A 19,549-nucleotide genomic window follows, 5' to 3' on the forward strand; every position below is an offset into this window, starting at 1 on the left:
GCACCACACCGCTCCCATGTAGGACCTGCCGCAGACTGCGATCTTTTGATTTTGATCTTTCGCTTGAGACTCAATCGCCTGGAGAAAGATCGCAGCCTCGCTTCGCTCGGCAGCTCCTACACAAAGGATCCGGTTGATTTGCGCCATACGCCTCCCATCGCTACAGTCGCTCTCAATTCCCTGGCCCACGGATGGAGCGACACATGCTTACAAATCTCAAACCGAACCTGCATCGCCTGTCAGCCGTTTCGCTGCTGGCTGTCGCTCTTACCCTTGTTGCTTGTAAGACTCCCCCCTCCTCCTCCACACCCACATTACCCACCGCACCGGAAATCGCCTCCGGCTACCGCACCGACCTCCAGACCCGCCACGCCGCCAAACACATGGCCGCCGCAGCCAACCCTCTGGCGGCCGAAGCCGGGCGGGAGATGTTGCGGCGCGGGGGCTCGGCCATCGACGCGGCGATTGCGATGCAGGCGGTTTTGACGCTGGTGGAACCACAGTCTTCAGGCATCGGTGGCGGTGCGTTTATCGTGCTGTGGGACGGCAAGGCCGTGCGTACTTACGACGGTCGTGAAACGGCACCGGCCGGCGCTACCGAGCGACTTTTCCTGCAGGCCGATGGCAAACCCATGCCGTTTACCGCCGCACAGATCGGTGGCCGTTCGGTCGGCACGCCGGGTGTGTTGCGTGCGCTGGAGCTGGCACACCGAAAACACGGGCGCTTGAAATGGGCAACGCTGTTCGAACCGGCCATCAAGCTGGCGGAGCAAGGGTTCACGATCTCGCCCCGGCTGCACTCGATGATTGCCAATGACCCGTCGCTGCCAGGCTCGCCGGACATGGCCGCTTACTTCCTGAATGCCGACGGCAGCCCGAAAGCCGTCGGCACACGGCTGAAGAATCCGGCACTGGCCGGTGTGCTCAAGCGTATCGCCAACGAAGGTCCCGACGCGTTGTACGCAGGAACGGTGGCCCGGGAAATCGTCGCCAAGGTACAGGGTCACACCAACCCTGGCAGCCTTTCGCTGAACGACCTGAAAGGCTACACCGCCCGGGAGCGTGCGCCGCTGTGTACCGACTACAAGCGCTGGCAGGTCTGCGGCATGGCCCCACCTTCTTCCGGCGGGATCGCCGTAGCGCAGATTCTCGGGACCTTGCAGGCCTTGGAACAACGCGACAGCCACGCCGCCCTCGCGCCCTTGAAACCCATCAAGAGCGATAAACCCGCCGGAATCGAACCTGTGCCTGAAGCGGTGCATCTGATCGCCGAAGCCGAACGCCTGGCCTACGCCGACCGCGCCCAGTATGTCGCCGATTCGGACTTCATCCCCGTACCGGTCAAGGGACTGGTCGACCCTGGTTACCTGGCAGGCCGCGCCGGTCTGATCGGCCCGCGCAGCATGGGCGTCGCCAAACCCGGTACGCCGCCGGGCATCAAGGTAGCCTACGCGCCAGACCGCTCGCCGCTGCGTATTTCCACCTCGCAAGTGGTGGCAGTGGATGACCAGGGCGGCGCCGTGTCCATGACCACCACAGTGGAATCGGCATTCGGCTCACATGTGATGGTCCAGGGTTTCATGCTCAACAACCAGATGACCGACTTCTCGTTCATCCCTGAAGAGAATGGACAAAAAGTCGCCAACCGCGTCGAACCCGGCAAACGCCCACGCTCATCCATGGCACCGACGCTGATTTTCGACCGTCAGAACGGTGAGCTGCTGGCCGCTGTCGGCTCGCCGGGGGGCTCGCAGATCATCGAGTACGTGGCCAAATCGGTGATCGGCCTGCTGGACTGGAACCTGGACCCGCAAACCGCGATCAACCTTCCCAACTTCGGCAGTCGCAATGGCCCCACCGAGCTGGAACAGGGCCAATTCAGTCCAGCATTGATCCAGGCACTGAAAGACAAAGGCCACACGGTGAGCGAGATCGACATGACCAGCGGCACCCAGGCGATAGTCCGGGTGCGTGACGCGCAAGGGAAAACATCACTCGCTGGGGGAGCGGATCCTCGGCGTGAAGGGGAGGCACTGGGGGACTGAGCGGCTACCTGGCTCCCTCATGACTGTTCGTCCTCAGGTTGATACACCAGCAGGTCGGCGGGCTGACATTGCAGGTAGCAGCAGATGGCCTCTAGCGTCGCCAGGCGTATGCCCTTTACCTTTCCCTGCTTCAACAGGGAAAGGTTGGCTTCCGTAATGCCGATTGCCGCAGCAAGGTCCTTGGATTTGACCTTGCGTGTCGCCAGCATCACATCCAGTTGAATAACGATAGGCATGGGTATCTCAAACGAAGGTTCTGTTTTCTGAGTCGACTTCACTGGCCTGGGACAGTATCCGGGCAATGATTGCGATACAGGCTGCCAGGAACAAAGCGACGAAGGACGGCGCGGTGATGCTGATGGTCAGCAATCGCTCGCCGACCGGCGCGTTGATCGTGACCAGCAAGCTGAGAAACGGCTCGCACAGAAAATCCAGCAACACCCACAGCGCGACCGCGCGACCTGCGTTTCCCAGATAAACCGCTGCTTCACTGGAAAAATATTGCCCCTGGGCATAGCGCCTGAAGAGCTGTCGCAGGTTGACCAACCCGACCGCCAGCGCCAGCAGCGGTACGCTGGACAACAGAATCCCGCCAAGACGTTGCCAGCCCGTCAACCCCATCGCTCCACCGGGCAAACTGGACAACTGCCGCTCGGTCAGGGAAAAGCCCAGGCCGTATTTTGACGCAATATCAGGAAACAGCCAGGCAGCAGCGTTGACGGCCATCATCGCGACAATGAAAACAAGCGTGATGGCAGCCATGCGCTGGCTGTACAGGGCGAGACGATTCGAACACATGTCAGGGCTCCAATAGAGTCAAGGGAGCGCCAAACATAGCCACGAAATTATCGCATAACAATAATTAATATGTAAAAAACAATAACGAATGCATCAGGTCGACAGCTGGTTCGCAAACTGGCTCACGGCATCGACCACCTTCTTCGCCCCGTCCTGGATCTCGACAATCACCGTCCCCGCCTCGGCTGCCAAGGCCAGGCCTTGTTCGGCCTGGTGTTGGCCGTCCGTCATCAACGACACGGCGTTGCGTGCCATGTCCTGGTTCTGGCGGACCACCCCGACGATTTCATCGGTGGCCTGGCTGGTACGCGACGCCAATTGCCGCACTTCGTCGGCCACCACCGCAAAGCCTCGGCCCTGTTCGCCGGCACGGGCAGCTTCAATGGCCGCGTTGAGCGCCAGCAGGTTGGTCTGTTCGGCGATGCCGCTGATGGTCTTGACGATGGTGCCGATCACCATGGATTGTTCGTTCAGGGCCTCGATGCCCTCGCCGGCGGTCTGCATGTGCCGGGCCAGGTCGCGCATCACGTCCACGGCCTGGGTCACTACAGTAGTACCGCGCTGGGCACTGTTGTCGGTTTGCAGGGAAGTGCTGTAGGCGATGTTGGCCGCCACGGCGACGGCTTTTTCTTGGTTGACCTGGTCGGTGATGTTAGTGGCGAACTTGACCACTTTGTACAGTCGATCGTTAGCGTCGACCACCGGGTTGTAGGACGCTTCCAGCCATACTTCACGACCGCTGCTGTCGAGGCGCTTGAAGCGGCCGGCGACGAACTCTCCGCTGTTCAGGCGCTTCCAGAACTGCTGGTAGGCGGAACTGTTGTATTCCTCCGGCTCGCAAAAGGTGCGGTGATGCTTGCCCTTGATCTGCGCCAGGTTGTAGCCCATGGCGTTGAGGAAACGATCATTGGCTGTCAGGACGTGACCGTCCAGGTCAAACTCGATCACCGCCGTTGAACGCACCAACGCACCGATGAGGTTTTCATGCTCGCGAGAACCTTCGATGGTGCGGGTCAGGTCGTTGGAGTACATCGAGAAATAACGGACTCGCCCATCTGCCCCTTTTACAGGCTGAAGAATCGAACGCAACCAGGCTTCCTTGCCGTTGCCCCGCAGCAGGCGCACAGCACCGGAAAAATGCTCGCCACGGGACAAGGCCGACTTGAAGCGACGCTGGAACTCGTTGGACTTCAAGTAGGCCGGCACCAGGTCTTCCAAGGTCCGGCCGACGAGATCCTGGCTCTTGTAGTGCATTTCATCGAGAAATTTCTGATTGACCGTTTGCACCCGTCCCTCGGCATCGAGGGTGAGCGCCAGCATTTCGCGGTCCAGGCTTTCCTTTACTTGCATGAGACTCGACAGTTCTTGGCGAAGAGCCGTCAGCTCCTGCTTCAAGCGGTGATTGAACATAGGCATGCTCCGACTGGCAGGAGAGTTGAAGGCTGTTCTCATGCCATCGGCCCGGCGACTTTTTTCTGAAGAGTGCCATTGGTCGGCCTGGCGTTTGTGGGGCGCTCGCGAACCCTGGCCCATCTTTCATGGTCAGTGGTTTGTTCTACCGTTGTCGGGGCTCACCGCTCCAGATACCCGTCCCCATAAAACCAATCATAAGCATCGAGGTAATCGCCGTGACCACCGACATCCAAGACAGCCGCTCCGCCCGCTTCGCCTTGCGCTGCTCCAGTTTTGCCGAGCGCTGGTTTCCCGACTCCTGGGTCTTCGCCGCGCTGGCGGTGCTGGTGGTCGCGCTGGCAACGCAGTTCATCGGCGCCACGCCGACGGCCGCGGCCATGGCGTTCGGCGATGGCTTCTGGAGCCTGATTCCGTTCACCATGCAAATGGCCTTCGTCGTGATCGGTGGCTACGTGGTCGCCAGCTCGCCGCCCGCCGTCAGGCTGATCGATCGCCTGGCACGTATCCCCAGGAACGGGCGCTCCGCAGTGGCCTGGGTGGCGCTGATCTCCATGGTTGCCTCATTGCTCAACTGGGGCCTGTCGCTGGTCTTCGGCGGCCTGTTGGTGCGCGCCCTTGCCCGCCGCACCGACCTGAAGATGGACTATCGCGCCGCCGGTGCCGCCGCTTACCTGGGCCTCGGCGCGGTATGGGCCTTGGGGTTATCGTCGTCGGCCGCGCAACTGCAAGCCAACCCGGCCAGCCTGCCGCCGTCGATCCTGTCGATCACCGGCGTCATTCCATTCACCCAGACCATTTTCCTCTGGCAGTCCGGGGTGATGCTGCTGGCGCTGATCGTCATTTCGCTGCTGGTTGCCTACGCGACCGCTCCAGGCCCGAACAGCGCCCGTGACGCCGCCGCATGCGGAATCGATCCCAGCTTCAGCATGCCAGCCCTGCAACCCCGCACCCGCCCCGGGGAATGGCTGGAGCACAGCCCGCTGCTGACCATTGCCCTGGTGCTGCTGGCCGCCGGCTGGCTGTTCCATGAGTTTTCGAGCAAACCGGCGATCAGCGCGATCTCGGGCCTCAACACCTACAACTTCCTGTTCCTGATGCTCGGCGCGTTGCTGCACTGGCGTCCACGCAGTTTTCTCGATGCCGTGGCCCGCGCGGTACCGACCACTACCGGCGTATTGATCCAGTTCCCGCTCTACGGTTCGATCGCCGCGCTGCTGACCACGGTCAAGGGCAGCGATGCCCAGACACTCGCCCACCATATCTCGACCTTTTTCGTACAGATCGCCTCCCATGACACCTACGCCTTGTTGATGGGGGTCTACTCGGCGGTCCTGGGCTTCTTCATTCCTTCCGGTGGAGGCAAGTGGATCATCGAAGCGCCCTACGTCATGCAGGTGGCCAACGACCTGAACTACCACCTCGGTTGGGCGGTGCAGATCTACAACGCCGCCGAAGCGTTGCCGAACCTCATCAACCCTTTCTACATGCTGCCGCTACTGGGTGTGTTGGGACTGAAGGCGAGGGATTTGATCGGTTTTTCCTTCGTGCAACTGCTGGTGCATACACCCTTGGTGCTGGTGTTGTTATGGGCGCTGGGGACGACATTGACCTATTTACCGCCCGTGATGCCATAAAGCCATAAAAAAGGGCCGATATTTACCTCGGCCCACTTTTTCTTCGGCTCGGTCTGTTTCAGTATGGGGGCGCCCTGTTCGAAGGGCTCCAACGCTGAAAAGGATCTGAGCATGTCTAAACTCGCAGTATTTCCCCTCGCCGCCCTGGCCCTGAGTGCCACCGTCCACGCGGCCGACATCGATGTACAGCTTGGCAGTACCGAACGCGTCACCCGCCTCTTCGCTTATCCCAACAACTGCAACGTCATCTGCTTCCGCAACTGGACGCTGGAACAGACCGTCGAACATTACCTGACCCAAAGCGTTCAACGTGACGGCTATGGCACGGCCAAGGTCAGCGTCAAGCGCGACAACGGTAAAATCTACGCCCACATCAGCGGCGTGCCGAAGGCCTATGGCCAACCGCTGAGCAAGCTGCTCGATGCCGGTGACCTGGCGTACAAGGGCGCCACGAAACTCAACGACGACAAGAAATGGGCCTACAACTGGTACCTGTTCCTGCCGTTGGGCATGGCCCTGGAAAACCGCAAGAGTGTCGAACTGCTGCACTTCCCGCCGGATTACTCCCTGACCCAGGCCCAGGACTATCTGGAATCAGCCACCACGGATCGCTGGGCCACCCTGCTGACGGCCAACGGCATTGCCGCCGACCAGACGCCGGCCTACCAGACCATCATCGACATCGCCCCCATCGCGGCCCCCTCCAATGCCGGCACGACGCTGGAAGGTGTCTACGATTACTTCAACGACTACCAGACCACCATGGTCAAGCAAGTCAGCCAGGGCGCCGGCGGGACCGCGTTGCCGATGGTGGCGTTTGGCGCCCCCGTGCGGAACTGGATCAAGACCCAATACGGCCAGACCGTGGCGGTGCTCGGCCTGGCGACCATCTCCCCCGCCGCGGGCGTCAAGGTTCCGGTCCTGGGTTCCAACCACCCGAGCTACATCTGGTACGCCGCCGACCCGGAAAGCTATGGCGGCGACGAGGCCAAGGCAGATGCGGCGGGCCTGAAGGTCATGGGCCAGGACCTGAGCGCTGCCTGCTGGCAAGCCGGCATGGGCAGCAAGCCAAGCAGCGATCCAACCACTCAACTGAACCAGTGCACGCAGACCTGGCAGGTCACGCAAAAGGAAACAACCTGCGAGTTGTTCTACACCTCGATTCGCAAGCTGTCGCCGGCGGACGCGGCGAAAAAATGCGAGACGCCTGCAATCAAGTCGCAACTCCCACAATTGAAGGTGCCCATGCCGCTGCCATCTGAGCCGGTATAACCCCAAAAGGCTTTGTAGCGAGGGAGCGTGCCCCCTCGCCACGGGCTTGCGCCTCGATGTTGTAAGCCTTCACTCACGCAGAAAAGCGCCTTTGGCGCCTGTCAGAGTTGACAGTAGATGTCCCGCTCGACTTGGACGAAGCTACGCGGGTCAATCACGACCGTTGGCAGGATGCCAACGCCAGCAAGTCGGCCAGCACCGACAAGGACCGTCATGACCATCTTCATTGCAGATAAAGCCTTTTCGCAGGACCAGAACTGCATTTACCCGGAAAAAGCACTCAGCCTCCGCCTGGGTTACCCGTCTGTCCGTGATTTCGAAGTACTGCGCACGCCCAATGGGCGCGCCAACGCGGTTGTCGCGCGGAAAAAGTTCGCTCCCATGGAGCGGATGTGCAGGGTATCGGGGCTATTGGTAGGAAGACGCCGCCCGCACACATTGCAGATCCTGCCGGACATACACATGTATGACCCGCACTTCGCCGGGTTGCTGCGGCACTCCTGCAACCCGAATGTCTTTCTCGACATGAGCGAACTGTGGTTATGGGCGCTGACGCCCATCCACGCCGGTGACTGCCTGACGATGGATCACGCCAGTACCGAACAGAAACTCTATCGGCAGTTTGCCTGTCGGTGCGGTTCGTCCAATTGCCATGGCTGGATCACCGGCTATGACGAACCGCCCAACGAACAGGGCATGAAGTTCCTGAAGCACTGGCGCCGCCGCTGTCATCGCGACTGACGCCAGTCAGATCAGGGCGCGCCCACCGGACGCAACCGATACTGCGGCGGCAGTTGCTCGAAACCGCTGATCGTGGTGTCCAGGCTTTTCCAGCGCCCGTCCTTGATGCCGTAGATGCAACCATGGATCGACAGCTTCTGCCCGCGATGCCAGGCGTTCTGCACGATGCTGGTGTGGCCGACGTTGGCGACCTGCTGGATCACATTGAGTTCGCACAGACGGTCCACACGCTCCTCTTCGGTCGGCAGCTGGGCCAACGCTTCGCGGTGCTCGTAATACAGGTCGCGAATGGAGCGCAGCCAGCCATCGATCAGGCCCAGCTGGCGATCCTGCATCGAGGCACGCACGCCGCCACAGCCGTAATGGCCGGTGACCAGGATGTGTTTGACCTTGAGCACGTCCACTGCGTACTGGATCACCGACAGGCAATTGAGGTCAGTGTGCAGCACCACGTTGGCCACGTTGCGGTGCACGAACAGATCGCCCGGCAACATGCCGACGATTTCGTTGGCCGGCACCCGCGCATCGGAACAGCCGATCCACAGGTATTCAGGGGTTTGCTGACGAGCCAGCTTGGCGAAGAAGTCAGGATCCTCCTGCTTGATCGCATCGGCCCAGCGCGCGTTGTTATCAATCAGATCTTGTAGTTCGTTCATGCTGTCTTGCCCTCGAGAACAGTGCGCAACTTTGACAACGCAGTGGCTGTCGAGGTCACTTCGATAATGCCGTTGGAATTCTCGGCACGGCTACCGGTCCATCCAGTAAGGCCCAATGTAGGAGAATAGCCATGAATGATTCACGACGTCCTTTCGATGCGGCGCAACCGGAGCCCATCGATGACAATGAAGACCGCATGGGTTCGATGCATGAACTGGAATTCGATGAGGATGAGCCCAGCGCGAAGATCGGTGACGAACTGCCGGAAAACGAACGCGAACAATTGATGCCCCGTGAACGCGTCCGCGAGGCCGGCATGACCGGTGCGTCGACGGATGATCATCAACCAACCGACGATGACATGAGCCCCGAGACGCTGATCCGCGAAGACGGCGCCCGGGATGCCCACGAGGCCGGCGGCGACGAGCAGGCCGATTGGGACCTGAGCGTGGTGGATGAAAATGACATTGGCGGGGGTGACGGGTTGGACGAGGCCGAGATGGCTGATATCGACCCACTGGATGGCAAGCGGTAACGAAAGCCTGTGGGAGCGAGCTTGCTCGCGATGGCGGTGGGTCAGGAACCTGTATGTCTACTGACACTCCGTCATCGCGAACAGGCTCGCTCCCACAGAGGGCTCGGGGTTGATCAGCTATTCAAGGCCCACAGAAATCCCCTGTGGGAGCGAGCCTGCTCGCGAAAGCAGTAGACCAGTCAGCTCAATCCACCAATGTACAAGCCATGACCACCGCATCTTCACGCCCACCCACCGCCGGATAGTAATCCCGCCGCCGGCCGATCTCGTTGAAGCCATAGCGCTCGTACAACCGGAACGCCGTGCGGTTACTGTCGCGCACTTCCAGGAAGCACTCCCGGGCCTCGGCCTTGTAGGCAATCGACATGAGCTGCTCCAGCAGGCGCAGTCCCAGCCCCCGGCCCTGGTTTTCCGGCTTGACGGTAATGTTGAGCAGGTGCGCCTCGTCAAGAATGATCTGCACCACGCCATGCCCTACCTGCTGCTGCCCCTCGAACATCAGCCAGATCTGGTACTTGCCCAGCCCATCGAGGAATATCCCTCGGGTCCAGGGGTGGCTGTAGGCCGCGTATTCGATCTTCAGCACGGCATCGAGGTCCGCCTCGGTCATCGGGCGAAACGAAACAGCGTCACTCATTCGATTCTTTCCAGCGCGCCATCAGCCGGCGCATGGCTTGCCAGACTTCAGCCTTGTGCTGTGGCGTTTCCATTAACAGTTCCAGGCCCGGTATTGCCCAGGCCACTCCCAGCCCTTCGACCTGCAATTCGCGATTGAACGCTTGCGCGTCCGCCTCGCCGGCAAATTTCACCGCCGGCAGACCGATCAGCCACAGACACGCACAGGGCGCCTCTTCGAGCCGCGCCGAAACAAAACCCTGGACGAAATCCCGGGCCGCTTCCGGTCCCTGGTCCATCGTCCCACGGGACAACAGCGGCCAGCGCACCGGTTCACCAACTATCTGTGGGCTGTCCGGCAGACCGGCGGCGCGCAGCATGTCCTTGAGCAGCAGGTACGCGGGGTCTCGGCTCTGGAATGGCTCGCCGGTGGGCAGTTCCACCAGCAGCAGGCAGCGTCCGGCACGCAACAATTGCAGGGCGAAACGCGGCGGCGGGACCGGGGCGACCCTGGCCGGGGCCGGCGCCTCTTGCGCTTCTTCCACCGGTTTGGCACCGGTGCGGGTCGAGGCCAGGCTCGGCCGTGGCACCTCGATTTTCGGCCGTTCGGCCACAGGTGCTGCCGGCTCGGCAACGGTCCGGGCCAGAGGCGCCGCCGCAACCGGCGCCAGTTCTGCCGGCTCGGGCATTTCCAGCAGCTCGGGCCGCGACGGGGCGGCGAACGGCAATTCGGTGCGCGGCAGCCAATTGACCACCTGCATGGCGGTCAGATAAGCGCGGCGACGGGACTCGATAAGCAAGGGTCGGCCACTTGTGGATAACTGAAAGTGGGAGGGATTCTACCGCCCTTCGACGCGGATCGCTTCCCTGTTGAGTCAATAGTTGGGCAATACAGACGACAGTCCGTCTCAGGGGTGAATCGCAACCGGCCCGATGCAGTACAATCGCCCCTTTTAATTGCCAACCCGACGGCCATTGCGATGATCGAACCCAAGCGCGTCTTGCGCGCCCTCGCTGAACACTGGGCATTGCTGGAACCTTTGTGCGAGCACTTCGACCAGGGCACCCTGAGCCTCAACGAATTGCGTTCACAACTGGCCGCCCAACAGCTGGACAGCACGCCCCAGGACATCACCAACCTTTTGGACGTGTGGATCCGCCTGGACATCCTCGTGCCGGTGGCGAAAAGCCCGAACCGCTTCGAGCTGAACGCCCAGATCCATGACTTCCTCGCCTACCTGCGCCGCGAACACCGGCTGGGCCTGTGCCTGGAGATCGAAGCCTACCTGCGCCACCTCGAACGCCTGGCCGGCTACATCCAGGATGCGTTTGACGTGCGCGACGGCAACGACCTTGCCCGCCAGTTGCGCCTGCTGGACATGCGTGTGCGCGACGTGCTGAAGAAGCTCGCCAACGATGAGCAGGCCCTGGTGGCCGTGGCCGAACGGGCCAAGACCAGCGACCGGCAGATCCCCCTGCGTCAGCGCTACGCTGAGGTGCTGGCAACCTGGGACGAGTACGTCGAGCCGATGATCCAGTTGGTGAACGCCGATGGCGCGTTCGAGCAAGGCGTGCGCAAGGTCGAGAACGTACTGTTGCGCATGCTCACCGAGCAGCAGCGCCTCGGCCATCTGGTGGACGACGATATGCTGCTGCGTACCCACGCACGTATTCTCGAGATGCAGACCAGCGCCCAGCTGACCCTGCGCCATGCCCGTGAACTGCTCCTGCCGCTGCGCGAAGAGGCCCGCCGCCACAACGCCGTGACCCGTGGCGCAGCCCTGGCCCTGGCCGCCATCCGCCGTAAAGGCATCGATGCCGTGCCCCAGGCAGCCATGCCGCTGTTCACCCGGCCGCAAAGCACCTTCCTCGGCAGCGCCAGCCAGGTTGAAGCCTATGTCTACGCCCTGGCCCGTTTCGAACCGAAACCGGCGCGCTTCCCCAAGTCCCACAAGACCCACAAGGGCGGCGATGCCCCGCGGGCGCCGCGCACCGTGCGCGAGATGGTCGAGCGCTGCGAAGACGCCCTGCCGTTGCCGGACCTGATGGTCTGGCTGCTGGAACAGGAGCCGGACGGCGCCACCGACGAATTGCTGTACTGGTTCTCGCGCCTGTCGCGGGAAAAACGCTTCAAGCGCGAGCGTCTGGAACGCCGCGAATACCACACCCACGAGCATCAGGTCAGCCTGCGCTCCTTCGCCCTGCTCTCGGCCCGCGACGCTGCCGAGGATTCTGCGAGCATCCCCCATGCATCTTGATCTATCCGAACTGTCCCAGCTGGCGCCGATCTTTCGCGAGCTGTTCAAGGGTTACCACGTCAGCCGCCGCGACCCGGAGCTGTACGCGCAACTGTCGAATTTCCAGGACCAGTACCGCACGCTGTTCAAAGCCCTGGGCTTCGAACTGGTGTGCGATACCCGTGGTTTCTACTACTTCGTACCGGACCTGGCCGCTGCGGCGGTGAACAAGACCGCCCAGCGCCTGGCGCTGTTCACCTTCATCCTCGTCGAACACCTGGCCGACCAGGGCCGCGACCCGATTGCCGTGCTCGACGGTGGCAGCCTGGGCCGCGATGAGCTGCCATCGCTGCTGGAGAAGTACCGCGACCTGTTCATCCAGGCCGAAGTGCAGACCCAGGAGGAGCTGGAAGAAAAAATCATGCGTCGCATGACCCAACTGGGCTTCGCCAGCGAAGACAACGGTGTGTACCGCTTCCTGCCGCCGATGCACCGTTTCCTTGACGTCTGCCTGTCGGTCCAGCAGGACCGCGACCTGGCGGCCAGCGTGCACAGCGTGCTGCCGTTGCCGGCGCCGATACTGATCGACGAAGACAGCGACGAAAAGCTGCTGCAAACCGAAGATCCACTGGATCTGGCGCCGTTTGAAGACGAAAGCGAAGAAGACGCACTGGCCCGAGCCATTGCCGAAGAACAGGAGACCGACGCATGAGCCAGGAACGCTACGGCATCCGCCGCTTCGCCCTTTTGAACACGGCTGGCTACAGCCTCGGCCTGTTCCCGCTGGAAGAACCGCTATCGGTGTACGGCGCGAACAACCTCGGTAAATCCGCCTCGATCAACGCCTTGCAGTTCCCGATCCTGGCGCGCATGTCGGACATGAGCTTCGGCAAGTACAGCCTGGAACAATCCCGGCGTTTCTACTTTGCGTCGGACACCAGCTACATCCTCGTCGAAGTCGCCCTGCCCCACGGCCCGCATGTGATCGGCGTGGTCGGTCGCGGCCCCGGCGGTGGTTTCGGTCACCAGTTCTTTGCCTACGCCGGCAAACTGGACCTGGCCCACTACCAGAAAAACGACACCTGCCTGCGCCAGAAAGAGCTGTTCACCAACCTGGAGCGCGAAGGTCTCAAGGCTTACGAACTCAAGCCTGATGAACTGCGGCGCCTGCTGGTGGGCGGTCACACCTCGATTCCCCTGGACCTGACGCTGATTCCGCTGCGCTCCACCAGCGAGCAAAGCCTCAAGACGTTCCGGGCGCTGTTCATCAACCTGCTGCACATGCGCGAAATCACCGCGGCCAAGCTCAAGCAGCTGTTTCTCGACGCCTTCGAGCACAGCCTGCGTTCCGGGAGCGTGGACTACATCGCCGCATGCGAAGAAGCCTTCCGCGACGTACGACGCATGGAGCAGGACTACAACTCCCTGGTGGCCGCCGGCCCGCTGGTGGAAGCCCTGGCCAATGGCGTGAAGCAGCGCGATGTCCTGCGCGGAAAACTGCATCGCCTGTCGCCGCTGCTCGATTCGCTGCTCGGCACCTGGTCGGACTACGCCGGGGCGCGCAAGGAAGAGCTGACCATTCAGGCCGAACACTACCGCAACGAACAGGACTCACTGCAAAACGACCAGCGTGGCGGTACCCAGGAGCTGATGCGCCTGGAGCGGGAAATCACTGGCATCCAGCGCTGGCTCGGTGAACTGTCGGTGCTCAAGCATCGGTTCGCCCTGGTGGATGACGTCAAGGTCCTGGAGCAGCAACTGCTCGCCGCCAAGGACGCCCACGACGAACTGGCCGGCGCCCTGGCCCAGTCCCGGCAGTTCAGCGCCGAAGACCTGGAAGAGCGTCTGCGGGATCTGGAAAAACGCCTGAAGTCGGTCAAGCAGCAACTCGATCACGCTGACAACAACAGCTACGCCCGCCTGCGCGAAGAGTTCTCGCAGCAGGACGTCGAACGCCTGATGCGCCTGTTCAACAGCGCCCTGTTCAGCCTGCCGTTGGGCGAACACGGCATCGCGCTGGACGAGAACGGCGAATGGGTCAAATCCATGGAGTTGATCCTCGACGGCTTCAAGGGTGAGCGCTTCGAAGTGCCGGGCCTGTCCATCGACCTGTCCCACATCGAGCCACCGGCCCTGCAAGCCCTGGCCGACCGTGCCGCATTGCGGGACCAGAAAGAGCGCCTGGAAAAAGAACTCAAACAGCTCAAGACCCAGCAAGCCGTGGCGGCCGACCGTGCGGCGAGCAAGACCCAGACCGAAGCGCTGTATCAGCAGGTCCTGGACGCACAGAAAGCCCTGGAAGACTTCCGGCGCAGCCAGACCCTGAGTGCCGAAGAAGGCGAGAAGCTCGAGCAACTGGCGCAGATGGAAGCCGCCCAGGACGAACTCAAGCGCTCCAGCGATGCCTTCACCGAACGCGTCCAGCAGCTCTCCGCCAAGTTGCAACTGGTGGGCCGGCAGATCGCCGACATGGAAGCCAAGCAACGCACCCTCGACGACGCCCTGCGCCGCCGTCAATTGCTGCCAGCGGACCTGCCGTTCGGTACGCCGTTCATGGACCCGGTCGACGACTCCATGGACAACCTGCTGCCATTGCTCAATGACTACCAGGACAGCTGGCAAGGCCTGTTGCGGGTCGACGGCCAGATCGAAGCGCTGTATGCCCAAGTGCGTCTCAAGGGCGTGGCCAAGTTCGACAGCGAAGACGACATGGAGCGGCGTCTGCAACTGCTGATCAACGCCTATGCCCACCGTACCGACGAAGCCCTGACCCTGGGCAAGGCCCGCCGTGCGGCGGTGACCGACATCGCCCGGACCCTGCGCAACATCCGCAGCGACTACGACAGCCTTGAGCACCAGCTGGCGTTGTTCAACCGCGAGATCAACAAGCGCCAGGTGTCCAACCTGCAGAGCTTCCGCATCGTCCTGGCGCCGAACAAGGAAGCGCTCAAGCACATCGACCAGATCATCCACAGCGCCGGTCAATACGAGGAAGGCGAAACCCTGTCGGTGTTCGACCTCAGCCAGAGCGCGGAGCAGGACAACAAGAACGAAGAAGCCAAGGAGTACCTGGCGCGCCTGGTGGCGGCGAACCACAACCAGCTCGGCCTCAAGGACCTGTTCGAACTGGCCTTCGAGATCACCAAGGTCAACGGCCAGCCAGTGATCCATACCGACATCGATGGCGCGGCCTCCAACGGCACCACCATGACTATCAAGGCCCTGACCAACATGTACCTGTTGCTGCACTTGATGGACCGCGAGCAGGCCGGTCGCGTGCGCCTGCCGTACTACCTGGATGAAGCGGCGGACATCGATGAAAAGAACCAGGCAGCGCTGCTGGAAACCAGCCTGCAACTGGGCTTCGTGCCGATCCTCGCCAGCGTGAAACCGCAGGTCTGTGCCAGTGTCGCCATCGACCTGGAAGGCGGCAGCGGCCCGAACGGTATCTACATCGACGAAGCGGACTGGAAGTACATCCGTCGTCATGATGTGGTGAAGGCCACGGTGAATGTAGAGGCCGATGAGCCGGAGCTGGATCCGGTGTGAGGTAAGTCTCGGGGAAACGAAAAGGCCGCGATCCATTGGATCGCGGCCTTTTTATTGGGATGTCTGAAGCACTTGTATCGACTGTACCGCTGCCATCGCGAGCAGGCTCGCTCCCACATTGGAATGGCGTCGTATCTGATTGCCATGCCAATACATCCTGTGGGAACGAGCCTGCTCGCGATGACGTCGGAACAGGCACCGCCTGCCCTCTATTTACCGAGCTTGATCTTCGGCGCCCAGGTCAGCCACTCATCCTCGAATTTATCGAACAACGGGAAGGTCTGTTCCGGCCGTGCCGGGCTGCCCATGCTCTCGCCATCCGGTGTCGCGAAAGCCACGCCCCCCTGAATCAACGTCTCCAACGACTCGGTCCGTACCGTCGCGCCCTTGAACAGGCCGAAGTCCATGTCGAAACCGCTGGTGTTCCAGAATCGCGTACCGCTGCGTACCAGCGGCGCGTACTTGGGTTCGATCAGGATGTGGATCAGCACCCGGTCCGCCGTCTGGCCCAGCTCATAACCGGTGACCTTGCCCACGGTAATCTCGCGATAGGTCACCGGAACGCCCGTCTTCAATGAACCGCGGCGGGCAGCACTCAACACCAGACTCAAACCGGCCTCGGGCACCGCAGTTTCCGGCGGGCTGGCAAGGGCCACGAAGTTCTTCTGTGGCCCGAGGTTTTTCGCCGCAGGCTGCACTTCAAGGTATTGACCGGTCACCAGTGTCTCCAGGTTCGAGGTCTTGATCAGCCCCAATTCAGGCTTGACTACCCAGAACTGGCTGCCGACCCGGGCGATACGCTCCGGTACTTCAGTAATGCGCGCAGTCAACAGCACCGACTGCAGGTCGGCACTGAGATCGACGTCCTCGACCTTGCCCACGTCCAGCCCTTTGTAGCGAATCGGTGTTCCGCTGCGCAAACCGTCGGCACGATCGACCTTGATTGTCACCACCGTTCCCGTCTGCTGCGCGGCTTCGCGGTTCTCAAACAGGCGGAAACGAGGAACGCGCCTCTTCAGCGGCACATTCGGCTCCGGCGTTTCAAAGGCAATACCGCCGGCCATCAGGCTTTGCAGCGATTCACTCTTGACCTGGATTCCGCCCGTCAACCCGCCCGTGAGGGTAATGCCACTGGCGTTCCAGAACCGCGTCGAACCGTTGACCAGGCCTTCGTATTCCTTCTCGATGTGCACGCCGACGATCAACTGTTTTTTCTTGCGGGAGAATTGGTAGCTCTGCACCGAGCCGACCTTGACCTGCTTGTAGAGGATCGGGCTACCGACCTCCAGTGATCCGAGGTTTTCAGTCAACAGGACCAGATGCAGGCCGGGCGAACGCAAGTCCAGCGGCGGTGCCTTCGCCCTGGCTTCGAACTCACGCTGGGGGGCACTGCCCTTGTCACCGGGCCGCACGGCAATGTAGTTGCCCTTGACCAGCGCTTCCAGGCCGGTGATACCCGCCAGGGAAATCGACGGCTTGACGACCCAGAACTGAGTGCCGGTTACCAGGTAATCCTCAGCCAGTGGGTCCATGGTCAATTCAGCCGTAGCGCTGGACAGGTCCGGGTCAATCTTGAGGTTCTTCAGGCTGCCTACCTGGATGCCTTTGTACATCACCGGTGTACGGCCGGCCTGCAAACCTTCAAAGTCGCTGAGCTTGACCTTCACGCGAATGCCGGCGGCGGCGGCGTCAAAGTCTTCGTAAAGACGAAACGGCAAGCTGGGATCCGTCGGCGGACTGTCCTTGCGGCTTTCCGGTGTGGCGAACGCAATCCCCCCGGCAACGATGCTCGCCAGGGATTCGCTGCGGACTTTGACGCCAGAGAGATTGGCATCGATGCTGATGCCGCTGGCGTTCCAGAAACGCGTGTGTTTACGCACCAGGCTGGCATAGGTCGGTTCGATGAACACTTTGATCTCTACCGTGTTCTGATCTTCGGATAGCTGGTAGCTCTTCACCTGTCCGACCTGGATCTGCTTGTAGAACACCGGGCTGCCCCGATCCAGCGAACCCAAACGGTCAGCCTTGATGGTCAGGTGCAGACCCGGCTTGGCGTCCGACAGCGGCGGCTCTTCGGCCAGCGCCTTGAACTTGCGGGTCGACTCCCCTTCGCCCGGGCTGATCGCCACATAGTTACCCGAAACCAGGGTCTCCAGGCCAGTAATGCCGGCTAGCGAGACGCTCGGCTTGACCAACCAGAAACGCGTACCGGTCTTGAGGTATTGCTCGACGTCCTTGTTCATCTCGATGGTGGCGATCACCCCTTTCGAGCTCCCTTCGTCATCAAGCGTGAGGTTCTTCACTTTACCGACGGTCATGCCCTTGTAGACGATTTCAGTCTTGTTGACCTGAATGCCTTCGCCGCTCTCGAAGCGCACACTGATCTCGATCCCGGTGTCATTGTAAGCCCGCCAGCCGAGCCAGCTCCCGATGATCAAGGCAATCAGCGGCAGGACCCAGATGGCCGACCAGTTCGAGGCCGGTCGGGTTTTAGCGGTAGGCAAATCAGTCATGGTCGTCATCCGACTCCGTGTTATCCCAAATCAGTCGGGGATCGAAGGTTACTGCGGCAATCATTGTCAAAATCACTACGCTGGCAAAGGCAATCGCGCCGAGACCGGCTTCGACACTGGCGAGCCGTCCAAAATTCACCACCGCCACCAGAATCGCGATCACGAAAATATCCAGCATCGACCAGCGGCCAATGAACTCGATGAAGCGGTACATGAGAATGCGTTGCCGCGCCGACATGGGCTGGTGCCGCTGTACGGAAAACAACAGCAAGGCAATACCCACCAGTTTGAAGGTGGGTACCAGGATACTGGCGATGAACACCACGGCGGCAATCGGGATCATGCCGTGCTGCACCAACTCGATGACACCGGCCATGATGGTACTGGGGGCACCATGGCCCAGCGAGTTGATCGTCATGATCGGCAGCATGTTCGCCGGGATGTAGAGAATCGCGGCGGTGATCAGCAACGCCCAGGTACGCATCAAGCTGTTCGGGCGACGGGGATGGATCCACGCCCCGCATCGGGTGCAGGCTTGTGCGTCGACATCGGTATCCAGTCGATTCAATTCATGGCATTCGGTACAGATCAGAATGCCTGCATCAATCGCCCGCATGGGCATCCTCTCCTGATAACGCTTGCCAGATCTGGTGCGGCGACATCACCACCTCCAACCAGACCTGAACCAGCAGCAAACTGATGAAACATACCAGCCCGAGGCCTACGGTAATGGCGGCCATGTCTGCCAACTTGACGATGGCTACCAGCACGCCCATGAGATAGACCTCAAGCATTCCCCAATCTCGCAGGTGGTGATAAATGCGATACAGCAGCAAGCCGTAGCTACGGCCGATGTTCCAGCGGATGGTCAACAACACAGCCAACTGACAAAGCAGCTTGAGCAGCGGTACACCCATGCTGCACAGGAACACCACCACCGCGATGCCTTGCATGCCGGTATCGAACAGCCCTACCACGCCACTCCACACGGTGTCCTGGGAGGATTGACCGAGCAGGTTGAGCTGCATGATGGGTAGAAAATTCGCGGGCACATACAACAGCAGGGCAGCGATGACCAAGGCAAGACTGCGCTCGACCACATTGGGCCGGTGGGCGTAGAGCTCATATCCACAACGGGGGCATTCGGCTTTCTCGCCATGGGACAGTTGAGGCTTGCGCATCAACAGGTCGCACTCATGGCACGCTACCAGCTCGTCTAAAGGCAGTTCTGACAGCCGATGGGTGTCCAGCGGGTCGGGCATAAACAACTCTGGCTCAACTGAAGTGGGGCTATTCTAGTGCTCCAGCTCAAAAATAACTGTGCAAATTTATTGCGAGCTTTCGCAGGCTTTTCCTGCGGCCAAAAACAAAACCCCTACCTGCGTCAGCAGATAGGGGTTTCGGAATTTAATCTTGACGATGACCTACTCTCACATGGGGAAACCCCACACTACCATCGGCGATGCATCGTTTCACTGCTGAGTTCGGGATGGGATCAGGTGGTTCCAACGCTCTATGGTCGTCAAGAAATTCGGGTACT

17 protein-coding genes, 1 rRNA gene and 1 pseudogene are annotated in these 19,549 nt (G+C 61.1%); 8 read left to right on the top strand and 11 right to left on the bottom strand.

All coding sequences use genetic code 11. The features are described from left to right. The first annotated feature begins 203 nt into the window (after positions 1-203). Positions 204-2,045, top strand: a complete 1,842-nt coding sequence (gene ggt, locus LOY67_RS23140) for a gamma-glutamyltransferase (RefSeq protein ID WP_265064602.1) — start codon at positions 204-206, stop codon at positions 2,043-2,045. A gap of 17 nt (positions 2,046-2,062) precedes the next feature. On the opposite strand, the gene LOY67_RS23145 is transcribed toward ggt, so the two are convergent. From LOY67_RS23145 to LOY67_RS28690, 4 genes and pseudogenes are all read right to left on the bottom strand, one after another. Next, the gene (locus LOY67_RS23145; RefSeq protein ID WP_265064603.1) at positions 2,063-2,281 is read right to left on the bottom strand and encodes a helix-turn-helix domain-containing protein; all 219 of its coding nucleotides are present in this window, start codon (positions 2,279-2,281) and stop codon (positions 2,063-2,065) included. A gap of 7 nt (positions 2,282-2,288) precedes the next feature. Then, positions 2,289-2,843, bottom strand: coding sequence for a DUF2975 domain-containing protein (locus LOY67_RS23150; RefSeq protein ID WP_265064604.1), 555 nt, complete (start codon positions 2,841-2,843; stop codon positions 2,289-2,291). A 93-nt stretch (positions 2,844-2,936) separates the two neighbouring features. Then, a complete protein-coding gene (locus tag LOY67_RS28685) occupies positions 2,937-3,368 on the bottom strand; it encodes a methyl-accepting chemotaxis protein (RefSeq protein ID WP_413776228.1) in 432 nt (143 codons plus the stop codon). A 108-nt stretch (positions 3,369-3,476) separates the two neighbouring features. Beyond that, positions 3,477-4,376 (bottom strand): annotated as a pseudogene (locus LOY67_RS28690) (PAS domain-containing protein); the annotation flags it as partial. Positions 4,377-4,471: 95 nt separating this feature from the next. On the opposite strand from LOY67_RS28690, the gene LOY67_RS23165 reads away from it, so the two are divergent. The 3 genes from LOY67_RS23165 to LOY67_RS23175 all read left to right on the top strand — a co-directional run bounded on the left by LOY67_RS23165 (position 4,472) and on the right by LOY67_RS23175 (position 7,903). Continuing rightward, complete coding sequence (locus LOY67_RS23165; protein WP_265064605.1) at positions 4,472-5,890, top strand: short-chain fatty acid transporter; 1,419 nt, start codon at positions 4,472-4,474, stop codon at positions 5,888-5,890. 111 nt (positions 5,891-6,001) lie between these two features. Further along, positions 6,002-7,162, top strand: coding sequence for a hypothetical protein (locus LOY67_RS23170; RefSeq protein WP_265064606.1), 1,161 nt, complete (start codon positions 6,002-6,004; stop codon positions 7,160-7,162). A 213-nt stretch (positions 7,163-7,375) separates the two neighbouring features. After that, on the top strand, positions 7,376-7,903 hold the full coding sequence (locus LOY67_RS23175) for a lysine methyltransferase (protein ID WP_265064607.1): 528 nt from the start codon (positions 7,376-7,378) through the stop codon (positions 7,901-7,903). An 11-nt stretch (positions 7,904-7,914) separates the two neighbouring features. Here LOY67_RS23175 and can read toward each other — a convergent pair whose 3' ends face one another. After that, positions 7,915-8,559: a carbonate dehydratase gene (can, locus tag LOY67_RS23180; protein ID WP_041023284.1), complete on the bottom strand. Its 645-nt coding sequence runs from the start codon at positions 8,557-8,559 to the stop codon at positions 7,915-7,917. A 131-nt stretch (positions 8,560-8,690) separates the two neighbouring features. On the opposite strand from can, the gene LOY67_RS23185 reads away from it, so the two are divergent. After that, on the top strand, positions 8,691-9,095 hold the full coding sequence (locus LOY67_RS23185; RefSeq protein WP_265064608.1) for a serine kinase/phosphatase: 405 nt from the start codon (positions 8,691-8,693) through the stop codon (positions 9,093-9,095). A gap of 184 nt (positions 9,096-9,279) precedes the next feature. On the opposite strand, the gene rimI is transcribed toward LOY67_RS23185, so the two are convergent. After that, positions 9,280-9,732 (bottom strand): ribosomal protein S18-alanine N-acetyltransferase, encoded by a 453-nt coding sequence (rimI, locus tag LOY67_RS23190; RefSeq protein ID WP_047701427.1) that lies wholly within the window; start codon positions 9,730-9,732, stop codon positions 9,280-9,282. After that, on the bottom strand, positions 9,725-10,510 hold the full coding sequence (locus tag LOY67_RS23195) for an energy transducer TonB (RefSeq protein WP_265064609.1): 786 nt from the start codon (positions 10,508-10,510) through the stop codon (positions 9,725-9,727). The genes rimI and LOY67_RS23195 overlap by 8 nt, the downstream gene beginning before the upstream one ends. A 180-nt stretch (positions 10,511-10,690) precedes the next feature. Here LOY67_RS23195 and mksB point away from each other — a divergent pair, with 180 nt between their 5' ends. Genes mksB through mksF form a run of 3 tightly spaced genes read left to right on the top strand, consistent with a single transcriptional unit; the run spans position 10,691 to position 15,496 of the window. After that, entirely contained in the window at positions 10,691-11,968 is a 1,278-nt protein-coding gene (gene mksB / locus LOY67_RS23200; protein ID WP_139644713.1) for an Mks condensin complex protein MksB, read from the top strand. Next, positions 11,958-12,659: an Mks condensin complex protein MksE gene (gene mksE / locus LOY67_RS23205; protein ID WP_265064610.1), complete on the top strand. Its 702-nt coding sequence runs from the start codon at positions 11,958-11,960 to the stop codon at positions 12,657-12,659. The genes mksB and mksE overlap by 11 nt, the downstream gene beginning before the upstream one ends. Beyond that, the gene (gene mksF, locus LOY67_RS23210; protein ID WP_265064611.1) at positions 12,656-15,496 is read left to right on the top strand and encodes an Mks condensin complex protein MksF; all 2,841 of its coding nucleotides are present in this window, start codon (positions 12,656-12,658) and stop codon (positions 15,494-15,496) included. Before mksE ends, mksF begins: the two co-directional genes overlap by 4 nt. Before the next feature lie 209 nt (positions 15,497-15,705). Here mksF and LOY67_RS23215 read toward each other — a convergent pair whose 3' ends face one another. The 4 genes from LOY67_RS23215 to rrf all read right to left on the bottom strand — a co-directional run bounded on the left by LOY67_RS23215 (position 15,706) and on the right by rrf (position 19,536). Beyond that, the gene (locus LOY67_RS23215; RefSeq protein ID WP_265064612.1) at positions 15,706-18,009 is read right to left on the bottom strand and encodes a PqiB family protein; all 2,304 of its coding nucleotides are present in this window, start codon (positions 18,007-18,009) and stop codon (positions 15,706-15,708) included. Beyond that, complete coding sequence (locus LOY67_RS23220) at positions 18,002-18,625, bottom strand: paraquat-inducible protein A (RefSeq protein ID WP_265064613.1); 624 nt, start codon at positions 18,623-18,625, stop codon at positions 18,002-18,004. Before LOY67_RS23220 ends, LOY67_RS23215 begins: the two co-directional genes overlap by 8 nt. After that, complete coding sequence (locus LOY67_RS23225) at positions 18,612-19,271, bottom strand: paraquat-inducible protein A (protein ID WP_265064614.1); 660 nt, start codon at positions 19,269-19,271, stop codon at positions 18,612-18,614. The genes LOY67_RS23220 and LOY67_RS23225 overlap by 14 nt, the downstream gene beginning before the upstream one ends. A 149-nt stretch (positions 19,272-19,420) precedes the next feature. Next, positions 19,421-19,536, bottom strand: a 5S ribosomal RNA gene (gene rrf / locus LOY67_RS23230). Positions 19,537-19,549 lie beyond the last annotated feature (13 nt).

The organism is Pseudomonas sp. B21-056 (genome assembly GCF_026016325.1).
Taxonomy (GTDB): Bacteria; Pseudomonadota; Gammaproteobacteria; order Pseudomonadales; family Pseudomonadaceae; genus Aquipseudomonas.